A 15,305-nucleotide genomic window follows, 5' to 3' on the forward strand; every position below is an offset into this window, starting at 1 on the left:
GGGTAGCATATGTCTGGAGGATTAGTTACAGCCGCATACATTGTTGCTGCAATCCTGTTTATTTTCAGTCTGGCGGGGCTTTCCAAACACGAAACGTCTCAGCAGGGAAATAACTTCGGTATCGCCGGTATGGCGATTGCGCTGATTGCCACCATCTTTGGGCCGGACACCGGCAACGTGGCGTGGATCCTGGTGGCGATGATCATCGGCGGCGCGATTGGTATTCGTCTGGCGAAACGCGTTGAAATGACCGAGATGCCGGAGCTGGTTGCTATTCTGCACAGCTTCGTGGGTCTGGCGGCGGTGCTGGTGGGCTTCAACAGCTACCTGTACCACGAACCGGGCCTGGAGCCGATTCTGGTGAACATCCATCTGACCGAAGTGTTCCTCGGCATCTTCATCGGTGCGGTGACCTTCACCGGGTCGATTGTGGCGTTCGGCAAGCTGCGCGGGAAGATCTCTTCCAAACCGCTGATGCTGCCTAACCGCCACAAGCTGAATCTGGCGGCGCTGGTCGTTTCCTTTGTGCTGCTGGTGGTCTTCGTGCGTACCGAAAGCGTAGGCTTGCAGGTGCTGGCGTTACTGGTGATGACCATCATCGCGCTGGCGTTCGGCTGGCATCTGGTGGCGTCTATCGGCGGAGCAGATATGCCGGTAGTCGTTTCCATGCTGAACTCCTACTCCGGTTGGGCGGCGGCGGCGGCAGGCTTTATGCTGAGCAACGACCTGCTGATTGTCACCGGTGCGCTGGTCGGTTCTTCCGGTGCGATCCTGTCTTACATCATGTGTAAGGCGATGAACCGTTCGTTTATCAGCGTCATCGCGGGTGGCTTCGGTTCTGACGGTTCATCTACCGGTTCTGATGAGGAAGTGGGTGAACACCGTGAAATCAGCGCGGAAGACACCGCAGAGATGCTGAAAAACTCGCATTCCGTCATCATCACCCCGGGCTATGGCATGGCGGTGGCGCAGGCGCAGTATCCGGTGGCGGAAATCACCGAGAAACTCCGCGCGCGCGGTATCAAGGTTCGCTTTGGTATTCACCCGGTGGCGGGGCGTCTGCCAGGCCACATGAACGTGCTGCTGGCGGAAGCGAAGGTGCCTTACGACATCGTGCTGGAAATGGACGAGATCAACGATGATTTCGCCGACACCGACACCGTGCTGGTGATTGGCGCCAACGACACCGTTAACCCGGCGGCGCAGGACGATCCGCGTAGTCCGATTGCGGGTATGCCTGTTCTCGAAGTGTGGAAGGCGCAGAACGTTATTGTCTTCAAACGCTCTATGAACACCGGCTATGCTGGCGTGCAGAACCCGCTGTTCTTTAAAGATAACACCCACATGCTGTTTGGCGACGCCAAGGCCAGCGTGGATGCGATCCTGAAAGCGCTGTAATTTCGCTTCATCCTGACAAACCGCCCCCTGGGGCGGTTTTCTTATTTCTGCGGCCAGCTTTTCTCCTCTGTCTATACTTTACCCTTTGTGTAATACGAGGAGGTGTAATGCGATTTTTGTCCCGCTTCGACATCATCGAGCTGATGATGACGCCGTCTTTCTGGATCGGCGTCGCCACGGTGGTCTTTGTGACTCTGCTGGTGTACTGGCTGCTGACGCGCCTGATCGCCTTCGTTAAGAAAGGGATCACCACCTGGGGCGACAAGCACCCCAGCACCAACCGGATGCGCTTTATCCTGACGGATATGCTTAACCGCACCAGCCGCGTCCTGCTTTTTGTCGTGGCGCTGTTGTTCAGCCTGCGTTTCGTCGACTTACCGGATCATCTCTTTGGTACCGTGAGCCACGCCTGGTTCCTGGTCTTCGCTATCCAGGTGGCGCTGTGGATGGATCAGGGGGTGGTGTCGTGGCTTCGTCACGTCATGCTGGCGCCGGGAAGCCATAAAAACCCGGTGACGCTGGTGATCACGGGGCTTATCCTCCGTGCCATTGTCTGGTCAGTGATGCTGCTGTCTATTCTTGCTAACGCGGGCGTCAACATCACTGCTCTGGTTGCCAGCCTTGGGGTAGGGGGTATTGCTATCGCCCTCGCGGTGCAAACGATCCTGAGCGACGTGTTTGCATCGCTCTCCATCGGTTTTGATAAGCCGTTCGAAATTGGCGATTTTGTGGTGTTTAACGATGTCGCCGGGACGGTAGAGCACATTGGTCTGAAAACCACCCGTATCCGCAGCCTGAGCGGGGAGCAGATTGTCTGCGGGAACGCCATCCTGCTGCAACAGACGCTGCATAACTACAAGCGGATGCAAACGCGGCGGATTGTTTTTACCTTCGGGGTCGCCAGCGACACGGCGCCGGAAAAACTGCGTTCAGTGGGTGAGATGGTCAAACAGATCATTACCGACGTCGGGGAAACGAAGTTTGACCGCGCCCATTTCCTGGGCTTCGATCGCGATCGCCTGACCTTCGAGGTGGTTCATATTGTTAATACGGCGGATTACAACAAGTACATGGATATTCAGCAGGAGATCAATATTCGTATCCTGGAGGGGCTGAACCAGCAGGAGATCAAGCTGGCGCTACCGAGCATGGTTCTGCACGCGCCCTGGATGAATGCCGGCGACGAGGCACCGACGCAACGGTTGAGCGAAGCGCAATAAAAAAAGCCCGCCGTTACCGGCGGGCTTTCATTTTGGGGTCAATCGTCTTCCTCATCGTCCAGCTCAACCGGCGTCTGATATTGATCCGGTTTGATGACCAGAAGGTCGCAGCGCAGATGGTCGATCACCTGCTCGGCGGTATTTCCCAGGAACGCGGCAGAAATACCGGTCCGGCCGATGGTGCCCAGCACCACAATCCCGGCCTGCAAATGCTCCGCCAGATCCGGAATAACCTCTTCCGGTAACCCTTTTTCTACGTGGGTCATGTTCTCATCGATACTGAATTTCTGGCGCAGCGCTTTCATGGCCAGCAGATGCTGACCGCGAATCGCGTCGTTATACACGCTCGGGTCAAATTCAGGCAGCTCGATGGCGATATTGATTGGCGTAACCGGATAGGCGCCCACCAGATGGACTTCAGTATGGTTAACCTGGTCGGCAAGCTGAAGCGTCTCCTTCACCAGTTTCTCGTTCAGCGAATTGTGATAATCCTCTTCGCTGGCCAGATTGACCGCCACGACGGCTTTCCCGCCCTCAGGCCACGGCTGATCTTTCACCATCCATACCGGACAAGGGCATTTGCGCAGCAGGTGCCAGTCTGTTGGAGTGAAAATCACGGATTCCAGTTTGTCATGCTGGTGCGCCATTTTCAGCAGCAGGTCATGCCCACCGGCCACCACTTCCTGAATAATGGCTTCGAAAGGTCGGTTGTGCCAGACCACTTTGATATCAATCGGTACGCCCGCTTCCAGGTAATACTTCGCCTGCTCGCGGATCCACGCGGTACGCTGGCTGATCACTCCCTGACGCATAGCGGTGCGCTCGTCAGGCGACAGAAGGGTGGTCATCTCGTATGAGAAGTCATAAATCGGCAAAAAGGCTTTAATTTTGCCACCAATCCGTTGATGTAAATACACAGCACGTCGTAATGCCGGCTGATCGTCCTGATTAGGATCGATAGCCACCAGCATGTTTTGATACTTTGCCATACAGGTCTCCTTACTACTGTCACCACAGTCTGTAAGTAAAAGAGTAACCTATATATCTTGAATGAAACAGGGGGGAAGTTTTTGCCAGATCAATAATCATGAAAATTTATCGACCTGGCATAAGATATCCGGGAGAGTTATGCCACGTTACGTGAGTGACCCGCCAGAATGGCCAGAGCTTCACCGTTTTCGATGGTGATATACTTACCTTTAACCGCCAGCATTCCGCTCTTCTGGAAGCGACCCAGCAGACGGCTGATGGTTTCCACGGTCAGGCCCAGATAGTTACCAATATCACCGCGCGTCATGGTCAGACGGAATTCACGCGGGGAGAAGCCACGTTCCGCGAAACGGCGGGAGAGGTTATAGATAAAGGCGGCCAGACGCTCTTCGGCATTCTTCTTAGAAAGCAGCAGGATCATATCCTGATCGCCTTTGATCTCACCGCTCATCAGACGCATCATCTGCTGACGCAGGTTCGGCATCTTACCGGACAGATCGTCCAGCGTCTCAAACGGAATTTCGCAGACCATAGAGGTTTCCAGCGCCTGAGCAAAGCTCGGGTGATGGCCACTGCCGATGGCGTCAAAGCCGACTAAATCGCCTGCCAGATGGAAGCCGGTGATCTGCTCGTCGCCCTGTTCGGTAATGGTGTAGCTTTTGATGGTGCCAGAACGGATAGCATAGAGCGACTTCAGTTCGTCTCCCGCCTTAAACAGCGTCTGCCCTTTCTGAATAGGCTTTTTGCGCTCGATGATATTGTCAAGCTGATCGAGTTCGTGCTCATTCAGAGTAAACGGGATACAGAGCTGGCTGATGCTGCAATCCTGGCAATGGATAGCACAACCGCCAGACTGAATGCGTCGTATAATTCGCTTTTCCGGGATCATAGGTTTGCTCAAGCCTTAATTGATATTGGTCAATTTTAACATCTTTTTGGTAAGGACGTAAGTCTGGCAAACCCCCAATAAAGACAAGAGACGGCAGCGTGTTGCCATCTCCTTGAAATTCCACAGAATGATTAAGGATTATGAACCTAACAGGAAGAAAATTAAGCACAAAAAGCCTGGGAATTACAGCAGAAAATACCCTTCGTGACGCAGCAGCCACTCTTTGCGCTGTACGCCCCCGGCATAGCCGGTGAGGGTGCCGTTGCGCCCAATCACGCGATGGCAAGGCACCACAATGCTGACGGGGTTAGAGCCATTTGCCGCACCGACCGCGCGCGCCGCGCCGGCACGACCAAGCTGTTCTGCCAGCTGACCGTAGTGCATCACCTGCCCGCAGGGAATATTACGCAGCGCCTGCCACACCTCGCGCTGGAAAGGGGTGCCCGCCGTGGCGGTTGGCAGGGTATTAATAATGCTGAGATCGCCCTCGAAGTAGGCCGTCAGTTTATCGCTCAGCCCGCCAGGATTACGGGCAGTAACACGCTCGTATCCCTCGGCGCGATAATGGATGTTGAGCAGCTCAACCATCCGGTCGCTGTGCTCTTCCCATTCAACCGCGCGCAGATTGAACGCTTCATCCGCGATAACCCACAGCGGCCCCAGCGGCGTCGCAATCTTATCTTCGAGTAATCTCAGCATCAGTACTCCTTAGTTCAGCCTCGGGTAAACACCCGGTCCAATCGGCAGGCCGACAAGATACCACGCCACCAGCATCACCAGCCATACCCCTAAGAAGATAAGCGGATAGGGCAGAACCAGCGAATAGTAGGTACCCAGCTTAGCCTCCGGTCTGTAGCGTTGCAGGAAGCCTAAAAACAGCGGAACGAAGGGTGACACGGGCGCCAGCGGGATCACCGAGGAATCGGCGACACGGAACAGGATCTGGGCGAACGCCGGATGGAAGCCGAGCATCATAAACATGGGGACAAAGATGGGCGCCAGAATCGACCAGATGGCCGACCCGCTGGCAATAAACATGCACAGCAGGGACGACAGCAGCGCCAGGCCGACAAACGCCGGAACACCGCTCAACCCCGCCGCCTCCAGCGCGTCCGTCAGGCTCACGGCCATAAACTTGCCCATGTTGCTCCAGTTAAACATGGCGACAAACTGCGCCAGCGGGAACACCATCACGATAAAACCCGCCATCTCCTTCATCGGCTCGATCATCAGGTGCGGCAGATCTCCCTGACGGCGGATTTTGCCGGTGGCGATGCCGTACGCGAGCGAAACGACGAAGAAGAAGAGAATTATCAGCGGCACAATGCCCTGAATAAACGGCGAGGGCAGTACGGTGTGTTTGATCGGATCGCGCAGCACGCCATTTTCCGGTACCACCATCAGCGCCACCACCGCAATGAACGCCAGCGAGACGATCCCGGCTACGCGCAGGCCGAACTGCTGCTCTTTGCTCAGCGTCTCCAGCTTTTCATCGCTCCGGCCTTCCCATTTACCCAGGCGCGGCTCAATGATTTTATCGGTAATCAGACCCCCGACAATCGTCAGGACAATCACTGAACTGGCCATAAAGTACCAGTTGTCGATCACGCTGACGTGCATGGTCGCATCGATGGTGCTGGCTGCCTCTGTGCTGATGCCGGAGAGCAGCACATCGGTGGTCACGATAAGCAGGTTAGCGGTAAACCCACAGCCGACGCCCGCAATCGCCGACAGCAGGCCCGCAACAGGATGACGACCAACGGCGAGGAAAATCAGCGCCCCCATCGGCGGCATGATCACCAGTGCCGCGTCGGACGAGATATGGCTGAAGAAGGCAATAAACAGCACCATATAGCTGGCATAACGCGCGCTGACGTGCGAGGCCATTTTGACCATCAGCGCGGGCAGGAGACCCACGCGCTCGGCCAGTCCCGCGCCTAACACCAGCGCCAGGATGGCGCCCAGCGGCGCAAAACCGCTGAAGTTTTTAATCACGTTCGGCAAAAACCAGTGCAACCCTTCAACGCTGAGCAGGTTTTTCACTGCCACCATGCTGCCGTCGGCCGGGCTGCGCACGCTCACCTCAAAGGCGGACAGCACGGCCGTCGCGACCATCAGGATGACAATTAAATAGATAAAAAGCAGGAAAGGGTGCGGCACTTTATTGCCGATCCTTTCAACCCAGCCATAGAGCTTACCGGATGGGGAATGCGAAGGTATGGAAGACATACTCATGGGCGTTCCTCGGGACTGTTGTTGTGTTGTTGTGTTGTGTTTTTTTATTTTAAAGGTGACGGTGTCACGCCCTGCGGGATCGGACACTCGTACGGTTTTTCTGTTATGTGTTGTTCGAACTCTTCCCGGCATTTTCGCAACAGGTCGGCATCCTGAAGCAGATGCAGCGCGGTCGCGCCCATCACTTTTCCGGCCAGCAACATGCCTTTATGGGCAATAGAGGTACGCCCCTGCGCCACTAATTGCCAGGTATGCAGCGGGGTGCCCACGGTAAAACAGGGGCTAAAGCACTGTGCGACAGGCATCTTCCAGCTGACATCTCCCACATCGGTGGAGCCTGCCAGCACGTTATCGGTGATGGCGTAAGGGGCAACTTCATCCACCAGCAACGTCTCCTGATGGCGTCGGGCAAACGCTTTTCCCTCTTCGGCCCCCGTAGCGGCAATGTTTTTCAGGCTGTTTTGCAGGTCGTTTGCCGTGAGCGTAGCGCGGATTTCACGGGCAAATTCGCGTTCCTCTTCCGTCCAGGCCGGCGTGCCGTAATGCTGTAATGCGCGGTACATCGCCGCTTCGAGCGTTCGGTTCGGCAGATAGCTGGAGCAGGCTTTATCAAAGCGGCACTCGACGGTGGTTTCGGTCATCATCGCCGCGCCCTGGGCGATTTTCTCGATGCGCGCGTAGATCTGCTGCGCATCGGCCATCTCCGGGGCGCGGATCAGGTACAGCACCTCGGCCTGGGCCTGCACCACGTTAGGCGAAATTCCGCCGGTATCGGTGATGGCGTAATGAACGCGCGCTTTTTCAATGATGTGTTCGTTGAGGAAGTTTGTGCCGGTGGTCATCAACGTCACGGCATCCAGCGCGCTGCGTCCCAGATGTGGGGAGTTAGCGGCATGGGCGGCGATCCCCTTAAACCGCCAGGCGGCCTGAATATTGGCCAGCGTGCTGACGTTAAACATCCCGGCAAAGGCTTCCGGGTGCCATGTCACGGCAGCGTCCACGTCGTCAAATAATCCTTCACGCACCATAAAGGTTTTACCGGAGCCGCCTTCCTCGCCGGGACAGCCGTAAAAACGCACCGTTCCGCTGCCGCCGTGCTGTTCCAGCCAGCTTTTCACCGCCACCGCCCCGGCAAAGGCAGCCGTGCCTAAGAGGTTATGCCCGCAGCCGTGGCCGTTCGCCCCCGGGGTGGCGGATTGCGCCGTCGCGCAGTGTGCCTGCTGGCTTAGCCCGGCCAGGGCATCGTATTCGCCCAGAAGGGCGATAACGGGCTTGCCGCTGCCGTAGCTGGCAATAAAGGCGTTGGGAATGCCTCCGGCTTCCCGCGTCAGGGTAAAGCCCTCGGCTTCCAGCGCGCTGGCGAGGCGTTCGGCGGACCAGAACTCTTCAAAGCGCGTTTCGGGGTGATCCCAGATGTCGTCGGCAATATCGGTAAACGTCTGACATCGCGTGTCGATGGCATCAGCGATAAAAGCGTAGTTCTCCTGCATTACACACCTCGCGTCCACGGAAAATTAAGCGCAGTTCGCGCCAGCGTTTCGATGGCAACGTTCATCACCTGCTCATCAAAATCGAATTTTTCGTTGTGATGTCCGGCGCTCAGCTGGGTGCCGAAAACCATATACGAGGCCATGCCGCCGTTCTGCTGCACGCGGGCCATCATTAGCGTGGCGTCTTCGGAGCCCGCAGGCGCTTTGACCTTATTAATGGCATGAGTCACACCGGGCACCTGGCTTGCCTGCTCGCGCAGATAATCGACCCAGGCCGGGGAAGGGACGCTGGAGGTCGCCGCCCCCATCAGGTTTATCCCGGCTGTTACGCCATAGAGCGCCGCCGCGCCGGTAATTACCGCCTGCGCTCGCTCAAAGACATACTGATTAATGGCCTCGCTTTCGCCGCGGGTTTCAACCTTAAGTAACGCATCAGCCGGAACCACGTTGCGTCCGCTGCCCGCCTGCATGACCCCGACGTTAACCCGGGACGCGCCTTCGCTGTGTGGCGCGATGCCATGCAGCGCGATAGCGGCCTGGGCAGCAGCAAGCAGGGCGTTACGGCCCTCTTCCGGTTTACCGCCAGCGTGTGCGGCGACTCCGGTAAAGCGCACGTCAAATTTGGTGGTTGCCATGAAGTTATCGCTGCCGCAGATCACTGTCCCTTCCGGAACGCCGGTTCCGATATGAATGGCGGTAAAGTAGTCTACGCCGTCCAGCGCGCCTGCGGCGACCATAGCGCGCGCGCCGCGCGTGCCCTCTTCGGCAGGCTGGAAGATCAGTTTGATGGTGCCGTTGAGCTGCGCTTCATGCTGCTTAAGCACCTGCGCGAGCCCCAGACCAATGGTGGTATGCCCGTCGTGGCCACAGGCGTGCATCATTCCCGGATTGCAGGAGGCAAACCCGTCGCGGAACGGGCGATGGCTGTCGTCGAGCGCTTCGCTTAAATCAAGGGCGTCCATGTCCACGCGAAACGCCAGGGTTGGGCCCGGGCGGCCGGTATTCAGGGTCGCGACAATGCCGGTGAACCCGCCCTCAAACGGCGCCAGCCATTTCTCCGGCGCGCCCTGCGCCCGGGCGCGGGCAAACTCTCGCGAAAGGGTGGCGTCATCGGGCAGTCCCATACGGCTTTCGGCGTCGACCACGTCGCGACCCATCGCCAGCTCGTAACCCAGTGAGGCGAGGATCTCCGCCACTTTTGCCGCGGTGCGAAACTCCACCCAACCGGATTCCGCGAAATGGTGGAAATCGCGACGCCATGCGCTCAGTTGTGGGGCTAATGTCTGGATGTACTGCGCCAGTGCGTTCATATCTTTTCCTGTCATCATTAAAATATGTGAACTGCTTCACGCTGTGATAGTTTTTACTTATCACTAATCGTTTTTTCACAGTTTTAACCGTTCAGGAATTACCCTCGCACATCCGTTTCCATTAAAGTAGATGACAGTTTCTTTACTCTGATAAACAACGGTTATCGGTCTCGTTATGTCATTTCAGATTAAATTTCATCAAATCAGGGCGTTTGTCGAGGTGGCGCGTCAGGGCAGCATTCGCGGCGCCAGCCGGACGCTTAATCTTTCGCAGCCCGCGCTGACCAAATCCATTAAAGAGCTGGAGGAGGGTATGGCGGCCCAGCTATTTGTGCGCCGGAGTAAAGGCGTCGCGCTGACCGAGTGCGGGGAAGGGTTTTATCACCGCGCTAATTTGATTCTGGAAGAGCTGCGCGCGGCGCAGGATGACATCCGCCAGCGACAGGGCGAGCTTGCCGGACAGATCAATATTGGGATGGGAGCCAGCATTTCACGCAGCCTGATGCCAGCCGTCATTACGCGTTTTCATGCGCAGCATCCTCAGGTCAACGTCCGGATTATGGAAGGCCAGCTGGTGTCGATGATTAATGAATTACGTCAGGGTGAGCTGGACTTTACCATCAATACCTATTATCAGGGGCCGTACGATCACGAATTTACGTTTGAAAAGCTGTTCGAAAAGCCTTTTGCCGTATTTTGTCGGGCAGGACATCCGGCGACAGGGGCGACCTCAATTAATGAGCTTCTGCAATATAACTGGACAATGCCTACGCCCCGGGGAAGTTATTATAAGCAGTTGCAGGATACTTTTAATCACCGCTCTCAAATACCGCGAATTGGCGTTGTCTGTGAGACCTTTTCCTCCTGTATTAGCCTCGTCGCACAAAGCGATTTCATCAGCATTTTACCGCAGGAGTTGGGCTGCGATCCGCTTCTGGCGCACCGTCTGATAATGCTGCCGGTTGTCGAAACCCTGCCTAAAGCGGCATATTATTTAATTCAGCGTCGTGATTCTCGCCAGACACCGCTTGCCGAATCATTAATCACGCAGTTTCGAAGAGAGGCCAGGAAATTAATTTAATAAAAATAACAACAATAAAAAATAGAGTCTGCCCGACATCAGACAGACTCCACAGAACACACAGTCGTGCATCCTTTCGCGGATCCTACATGCATTATCCATTGGGCAGGTTTATTAAGTTATAACAGCTTTTTCTTAAAAGAGAAGGACGTTGAGTGATTGATTTCACGATTTTTTAACGTATTTATTTAATTAATTACGGCTGAAATTTAAGTTAAGGTTAGATTAAATTTATTGCGTCTGCGATTATCTGTTCCTTAAGCCATTATTTGTACCCGTGCCCGGGTGATTGAGACCCGCAACGGGCGCAGGTATAGTACATCACTCAGATGTAGCCGGAGGATTTCCATGAACCCTGACGACAAATCACTTTTTCTTGACGCCATGGAGGATGTCCAGCCGCTCAAACGCTGCGCGGATATTCACTGGCAGCAGAGCCGCAACACGCGGGCGCGTCAGGAAATAGATACTGAGCAGCTCGATAACTTTCTGACGCTGGGGTTTCTGGAACTGTTGCCCCTTGACGAGCCGCTGATGTTCCAGCGTGAAGGGGTACAGCAGGGGGTATTTGATAAGCTGCGTTCCGGCAAATATTCCCGTCAGGCCAGCTTAACGCTGTTACGCCAGCCTGCGGAGCAATGCCGCCAGCTGGTCTATTCCTTTATTCGCCAGGCCGGACGTGACGGGCTACGCAACCTGATCATCGTGCATGGTAAAGGGCGTGAACAGCAGTCGCACCCTAACGTAGTGCGCAGCTATCTTGCGCGCTGGCTGACCGAGTTCGACGAAGTACAGGCCTTTTGCGAAGCGCAGCCGCATCACGGCGGCAGCGGAGCATGCTATGTCTCGTTGCGTAAGTCAGAGGATGCGAAGCGAGATAACTGGGAACGCCACGCCAAGCGCAGCCGCTAATCATGAAGGCGGGCGATATGCCCGCCTGTCACTCAGAAGGTTTCCCAGTTCGCGTCAGCTGTATTCGCGCCTGCCGCTGACGGGCGCAGCAGTACGGGCGTTTTCACGTTTTTAGGGCGAGCCGCCGGCGATGCCTGAGCGTTCAGCCGGAATGCCGCCACGGCCTGACGCAGCTGTTCAGACTGATCTTCCAGCGCCGCCGCCGCCGTTGCCGACTCCTGTACCAGCGCGGCGTTTTGCTGCGTGACGCTGTCCATCTGCGAGACTGCCAGGCTGACCTGCTCTATACCGCGGCTCTGCTCGTCAGACGCCGAGGAAATCTCAGCCATAATATCGGTTACGCGCGTCACGGCCGCGACGATCTCTTTCATGGTCGCACCCGCCTCGCTCACCTGTTCCGAGCCGGTATTCACCCGGCTGACAGAGTTCTCGATAAGCCCTTTGATCTCTTTTGCCGCCTGCGCGCTGCGGCTGGCCAGCGTCCGTACTTCACCTGCCACGACCGCAAAGCCGCGACCTTGTTCCCCGGCACGGGCGGCTTCAACCGCCGCGTTGAGCGCGAGAATATTGGTCTGGAAGGCAATACTATCGATAACGCCGGTGATATGCGCAATTTGCTGAGAACTGTCGGCAATGTCATTCATGGTACGCACCACGTTATCCACCACCTGACCGCCGCGTGCGGCGGTTTCAGACGCATTCTTCGCCAGCAGCGTCGCCTGGCGGGCGTTATCCGAGTTCTGTTTCACCGTGGCAGTCAGCTCTTCCATGCTGGCGGCGGTCTCTTCCAGCGAGGCTGCCTGCTGCTCGGTTCGGGCGGAAAGGTCGTTACTTCCGGCGGCAATTTCTCCTGCGCCCGTGTAGATAGAATCTGTGCTGCCGCGCACGGCGCTGACGGTGCTCACCAGCGACTGCTGCATCTCGTGCAGACCAGCAGCCAGCTGGCCCATCTCGTTGCGCCCGGTAATCGCGACATTTTGCGTCAGATCGCCGCTCGCGATGGTGCGAATATGGTTCATGATGGCGTTGAGCGGTTTCAGGAGCAGGTGCTGTAAACCCTGCCAGATCACCACCAGCACGGCGATCACGGTCAGGAAGATCGCCGCCAGCGTCCACTGCATCTGGGTAAAGCTGCTCTGGTTCTCTTCGGCGGCGGCTTTCAGCAGAACGTTGTTTTCAGCGCGCCAGCGGGTATAGACCGCCTCCATCTCATCCTGCGCCTGCTGGGCGTCCAGGTCGCCATAGGCCTGATAGTTATCTGCGCGCAGATACTCAATGGACAAGCGCATCACCTCGTGCATTTGCTTCCAGGCTTTCTGCATCTCTTCGGTGAGCGCGGCATTCTGGCCCTTCACCTGCGGAATAACCAGCCAGTTTTTGTAATAGTCTTCGGCTTTGGCCAGCGAACCGTTGGCGGTGCCCAGCAGCGTGTTGATCGCCGCGAGAGAGGCCGGATCGCGCTGGTTTTTCAGGTAGCGGATCGCCACGCGGGTAACGGTAACGCGCGTTTTCACCAGCGTGTTAACGCTGTCGCTCAGGCTTTCCTGTTGGGCATTGAGTAACCCGGAGTTCTGAAAGTTGTGACGATCGTTGTTAACGGCAGAGTAGAACAACCCTCCCGTGACAACTTGCAGCAGACAGAATATGGTGAGGGCAAAGATAATACCGGTAATCACGTGCAGATTTTTCAGCATGGCGGTCATCCGTAAGAGAAGAGGCAGGGTTACATCAATACTATCGTCGTAGCGAATTTAAACTTTAATTTTACTATTGCTTAACTAATGGTTTCGTTGCGGAACCTGTTGTAAATCCGGATCATTTTTTATGAGGAAGGTCAGCATGAGCAGCATAGATAAAAGCGGAACGTTCACGCTCGGAACGCGTACGGTTAAACGATTTGGCTATGGCGCGATGCAGCTTGCCGGGCCTGGCGTTTTTGGTCCGCCAAAAGATAAAAATGCGGCGCTGGCAGTGCTGCGTGAAGCGGTGGCGTTGGGTGTGAATCACATTGATACCAGCGATTTTTACGGACCTCATGTGACCAACCAGCTTATCTGCGAGGCGCTTCATCCGTACCGGGACGACCTTACGATTGTGACCAAGATCGGAGCCCGACGCGGCGAGGATGCCTCCTGGCTGCCGGCGTTTTCCGCGCAGGAGCTGACGCAGGCGGTGCATGATAACCTGCGTAACCTGAAGCGGGATGTGCTGGACGTGGTTAACCTGCGGATCATGTTTAGCGCCCACGGACCGGCGGAAGGCTCGATTGCCGCGCCGCTGAGCACCCTTGCGGAGCTGCAACAGCAGGGGCTGGTTCGTCATATTGGGCTGAGCAACGTCACCGCTTCGCAGGTTGCTGAAGCGCAGAAGATGGTTTCCGTGGTGTGCGTACAGAACATGTACAACGTTGTGAATCGCGGTGACGATGCGCTGGTTGATTCGCTGGCGCAGCAGGGGATTGCCTGGGTGCCGTTCTTCCCGCTGGGTGGTTTCACGCCACTGCAATCTTCCGGACTACAGGCGGTGGCGGATTCACTGGGCGCGACGCCGATGCAGGTGGCGCTGGCATGGCTGCTGCAACGCTCGCCAAATATCCTCTTGATCCCGGGAACCTCATCGGTGGCGCATCTGCGTGAAAACCTGGCGGCAGCCGATCTGGTATTGCCGCCTGAGGCGCTGGAGACGTTAAATTCTCTGGTGGGGTAATCCCGATACCAGCAAAAGCCCGGAGGATTTTTCGGGCTTTTGCTGTTTATGATCCAATCTGACTTCTTTGGCGGTGAAGCGCTAACGCTTCTGCCACGATTTCCTGCTTACTTTTCCGTGTTTCATACGCAGTAATGCGGATGTACTCCATCAGCGCAGGATCGATGCGCGCACTTAACATCCTGAGTTCGGCCTCCTTTGCGACACCGCGAGCAACACGCTTATCGGGATAATCACGGGCGGGCATAGAAAACGTCCTCCAAAAATTGTCTTGTTAATTTGTGCTGTAAAATATGCGCTAGTCTAAATATAAAGTCAACGTATAGTGTATGTGGAGTGATTTGTGGTTACTTTGTTTTGTTTTTATAGTCATTTGAAAGTCATTGCGTAGTGATGTTTTATGACGCGTTACGCTTGTCTGTGCGTAAAAATTTACAAAACAAATAATCTTCATTGCTATAGGGGGTTATAAGCGAAGCGGTTAAGGCGTAGCCAGCCGCTTACGCTGACATGGCTTGATCGATACCTCAGTTAAAACTGCTGTATATAAAAACAGTATGGAGGTGTTTATCATGATCTTTTTCAGACCCGCAGAGTTGCGTGAAATCGTTGCTATTCCACTTTTCAGCGACTTAGTACAGTGCGGCTTCCCCAGCCCGGCAGCGGATTATGTAGAGCGGCGTATCGATTTAAACGAGTTATTAGTGGCCCATCCCAGCTCCACTTACTTTGTCAAAGCCGCCGGTGACTCGATGATAGAAGGGGGGATCAATAACGGTGATTTGCTGGTGGTGGACAGTTCCCGCAAGCCTGAGCATGGCGATATCGTGATTGCGGCGGTAGAGGGCGAATTTACCGTGAAGCGCCTCCAGCTGCGTCCCAATATTCAACTCAACCCCATGAACAGCGCCTATTCACCGATTATTGTCGGCAGCGACGATACGCTCGATATCTTTGGTGTAGTGACGTATATCGTGAAATCCGCGAGCTGATCGTGTTTGTGAAGCTTAATTAATAGGCAATAAGTTAATTCTCATCATGCAAAAATCTTACGTCACCTGAGCTGTCTTGTCG

Annotated in this window: 14 protein-coding genes; 6 read left to right on the forward strand and 8 right to left on the reverse strand. The window is 55.6% G+C overall.

Annotation, left to right across the window (positions count from 1 at the left end):
- Window positions 1–9 precede the first annotated feature (9 nt).
- Entirely contained in the window at window positions 10–1,398 is a 1,389-nt protein-coding gene (pntB, locus tag DD597_RS04075) for a Re/Si-specific NAD(P)(+) transhydrogenase subunit beta (RefSeq protein ID WP_003857541.1), read from the forward strand.
- Window positions 1,399–1,505: 107 nt separating this feature from the next.
- Entirely contained in the window at window positions 1,506–2,618 is a 1,113-nt protein-coding gene (locus DD597_RS04080) for a mechanosensitive ion channel family protein (RefSeq protein WP_045336534.1), read from the forward strand.
- Window positions 2,619–2,656: 38 nt separating this feature from the next.
- On the opposite strand, the gene uspE is transcribed toward DD597_RS04080, so the two are convergent.
- From uspE to DD597_RS04110, 6 genes are all read right to left on the reverse strand, one after another.
- A complete protein-coding gene (uspE, locus tag DD597_RS04085) occupies window positions 2,657–3,607 on the reverse strand; it encodes a universal stress protein UspE (protein ID WP_003857535.1) in 951 nt (316 codons plus the stop codon).
- A gap of 137 nt (window positions 3,608–3,744) precedes the next feature.
- A complete protein-coding gene (gene fnr, locus DD597_RS04090; protein WP_000611906.1) occupies window positions 3,745–4,497 on the reverse strand; it encodes a fumarate/nitrate reduction transcriptional regulator Fnr in 753 nt (250 codons plus the stop codon).
- 183 nt (window positions 4,498–4,680) lie between these two features.
- Window positions 4,681–5,196 carry a methylated-DNA--[protein]-cysteine S-methyltransferase gene (ogt, locus tag DD597_RS04095; protein WP_003857532.1) on the reverse strand — a complete coding sequence of 172 codons (516 nt, stop codon included), beginning with the start codon at window positions 5,194–5,196 and terminating at the stop codon, window positions 4,681–4,683.
- 9 nt (window positions 5,197–5,205) lie between these two features.
- Window positions 5,206–6,732, reverse strand: coding sequence for a p-aminobenzoyl-glutamate transporter (abgT, locus tag DD597_RS04100; protein ID WP_022651040.1), 1,527 nt, complete (start codon window positions 6,730–6,732; stop codon window positions 5,206–5,208).
- A gap of 44 nt (window positions 6,733–6,776) precedes the next feature.
- Window positions 6,777–8,222: a M20 family metallopeptidase gene (locus DD597_RS04105; protein ID WP_023296514.1), complete on the reverse strand. Its 1,446-nt coding sequence runs from the start codon at window positions 8,220–8,222 to the stop codon at window positions 6,777–6,779.
- The gene (locus DD597_RS04110) at window positions 8,222–9,532 is read right to left on the reverse strand and encodes a M20 family metallo-hydrolase (protein ID WP_003857525.1); all 1,311 of its coding nucleotides are present in this window, start codon (window positions 9,530–9,532) and stop codon (window positions 8,222–8,224) included. The genes DD597_RS04105 and DD597_RS04110 overlap by 1 nt, the downstream gene beginning before the upstream one ends.
- Window positions 9,533–9,707: 175 nt before the next feature.
- Here DD597_RS04110 and DD597_RS04115 point away from each other — a divergent pair, with 175 nt between their 5' ends.
- Window positions 9,708–10,613, forward strand: a complete 906-nt coding sequence (locus DD597_RS04115) for a LysR family transcriptional regulator (protein ID WP_003857524.1) — start codon at window positions 9,708–9,710, stop codon at window positions 10,611–10,613.
- Between the two features lie 348 nt (window positions 10,614–10,961).
- Window positions 10,962–11,525 carry a DNA endonuclease SmrA gene (gene smrA, locus DD597_RS04120; RefSeq protein ID WP_003857522.1) on the forward strand — a complete coding sequence of 188 codons (564 nt, stop codon included), beginning with the start codon at window positions 10,962–10,964 and terminating at the stop codon, window positions 11,523–11,525.
- A 32-nt stretch (window positions 11,526–11,557) separates the two neighbouring features.
- Here the strand turns inward: smrA and DD597_RS04125 are convergent, their stop codons facing one another.
- Window positions 11,558–13,219: a methyl-accepting chemotaxis protein gene (locus tag DD597_RS04125; RefSeq protein ID WP_023314051.1), complete on the reverse strand. Its 1,662-nt coding sequence runs from the start codon at window positions 13,217–13,219 to the stop codon at window positions 11,558–11,560.
- 145 nt (window positions 13,220–13,364) lie between these two features.
- Between DD597_RS04125 and DD597_RS04130 the strand changes: the two genes are divergently transcribed.
- On the forward strand, window positions 13,365–14,231 hold the full coding sequence (locus DD597_RS04130) for an aldo/keto reductase family oxidoreductase (RefSeq protein ID WP_003857518.1): 867 nt from the start codon (window positions 13,365–13,367) through the stop codon (window positions 14,229–14,231).
- Between the two features lie 46 nt (window positions 14,232–14,277).
- Here DD597_RS04130 and DD597_RS04135 read toward each other — a convergent pair whose 3' ends face one another.
- Window positions 14,278–14,478 carry a hypothetical protein gene (locus DD597_RS04135; protein ID WP_003857516.1) on the reverse strand — a complete coding sequence of 67 codons (201 nt, stop codon included), beginning with the start codon at window positions 14,476–14,478 and terminating at the stop codon, window positions 14,278–14,280.
- Window positions 14,479–14,803: 325 nt separating this feature from the next.
- Between DD597_RS04135 and DD597_RS04140 the strand changes: the two genes are divergently transcribed.
- Window positions 14,804–15,223, forward strand: a complete 420-nt coding sequence (locus tag DD597_RS04140) for a translesion error-prone DNA polymerase V autoproteolytic subunit (protein WP_003857514.1) — start codon at window positions 14,804–14,806, stop codon at window positions 15,221–15,223.
- Window positions 15,224–15,305 lie beyond the last annotated feature (82 nt).

It is taken from the genome of Enterobacter cloacae complex sp. 677-3DZ2D5B (assembly GCF_004136695.1).
Lineage (GTDB): Bacteria > Pseudomonadota > Gammaproteobacteria > Enterobacterales > Enterobacteriaceae > Enterobacter > Enterobacter hormaechei_C.

Excerpts from the sequence above, each read along its gene's own strand:
- DD597_RS04125 (WP_023314051.1), bottom strand. The coding sequence starts at position 13,219 with ATGCTGAAAAATCTGCACGTGATTACCGGTATTATCTTTGCCCTCACC.
- ogt (WP_003857532.1), bottom strand. The coding sequence starts at position 5,196 with ATGCTGAGATTACTCGAAGATAAGATTGCGACGCCGCTGGGGCCGCTG.
- DD597_RS04105 (WP_023296514.1), bottom strand. The coding sequence starts at position 8,222 with ATGCAGGAGAACTACGCTTTTATCGCTGATGCCATCGACACGCGATGT.
- DD597_RS04130 (WP_003857518.1), top strand. The coding sequence starts at position 13,365 with ATGAGCAGCATAGATAAAAGCGGAACGTTCACGCTCGGAACGCGTACG.
- fnr (WP_000611906.1), bottom strand. The coding sequence starts at position 4,497 with ATGATCCCGGAAAAGCGAATTATACGACGCATTCAGTCTGGCGGTTGT.
- smrA (WP_003857522.1), top strand. The coding sequence starts at position 10,962 with ATGAACCCTGACGACAAATCACTTTTTCTTGACGCCATGGAGGATGTC.
- abgT (WP_022651040.1), bottom strand. The coding sequence starts at position 6,732 with ATGAGTATGTCTTCCATACCTTCGCATTCCCCATCCGGTAAGCTCTAT.
- pntB (WP_003857541.1), top strand. The coding sequence starts at position 10 with ATGTCTGGAGGATTAGTTACAGCCGCATACATTGTTGCTGCAATCCTG.
- DD597_RS04140 (WP_003857514.1), top strand. The coding sequence starts at position 14,804 with ATGATCTTTTTCAGACCCGCAGAGTTGCGTGAAATCGTTGCTATTCCA.
- DD597_RS04110 (WP_003857525.1), bottom strand. The coding sequence starts at position 9,532 with ATGAACGCACTGGCGCAGTACATCCAGACATTAGCCCCACAACTGAGC.
- DD597_RS04135 (WP_003857516.1), bottom strand. The coding sequence starts at position 14,478 with ATGCCCGCCCGTGATTATCCCGATAAGCGTGTTGCTCGCGGTGTCGCA.
- DD597_RS04115 (WP_003857524.1), top strand. The coding sequence starts at position 9,708 with ATGTCATTTCAGATTAAATTTCATCAAATCAGGGCGTTTGTCGAGGTG.
- uspE (WP_003857535.1), bottom strand. The coding sequence starts at position 3,607 with ATGGCAAAGTATCAAAACATGCTGGTGGCTATCGATCCTAATCAGGAC.
- DD597_RS04080 (WP_045336534.1), top strand. The coding sequence starts at position 1,506 with ATGCGATTTTTGTCCCGCTTCGACATCATCGAGCTGATGATGACGCCG.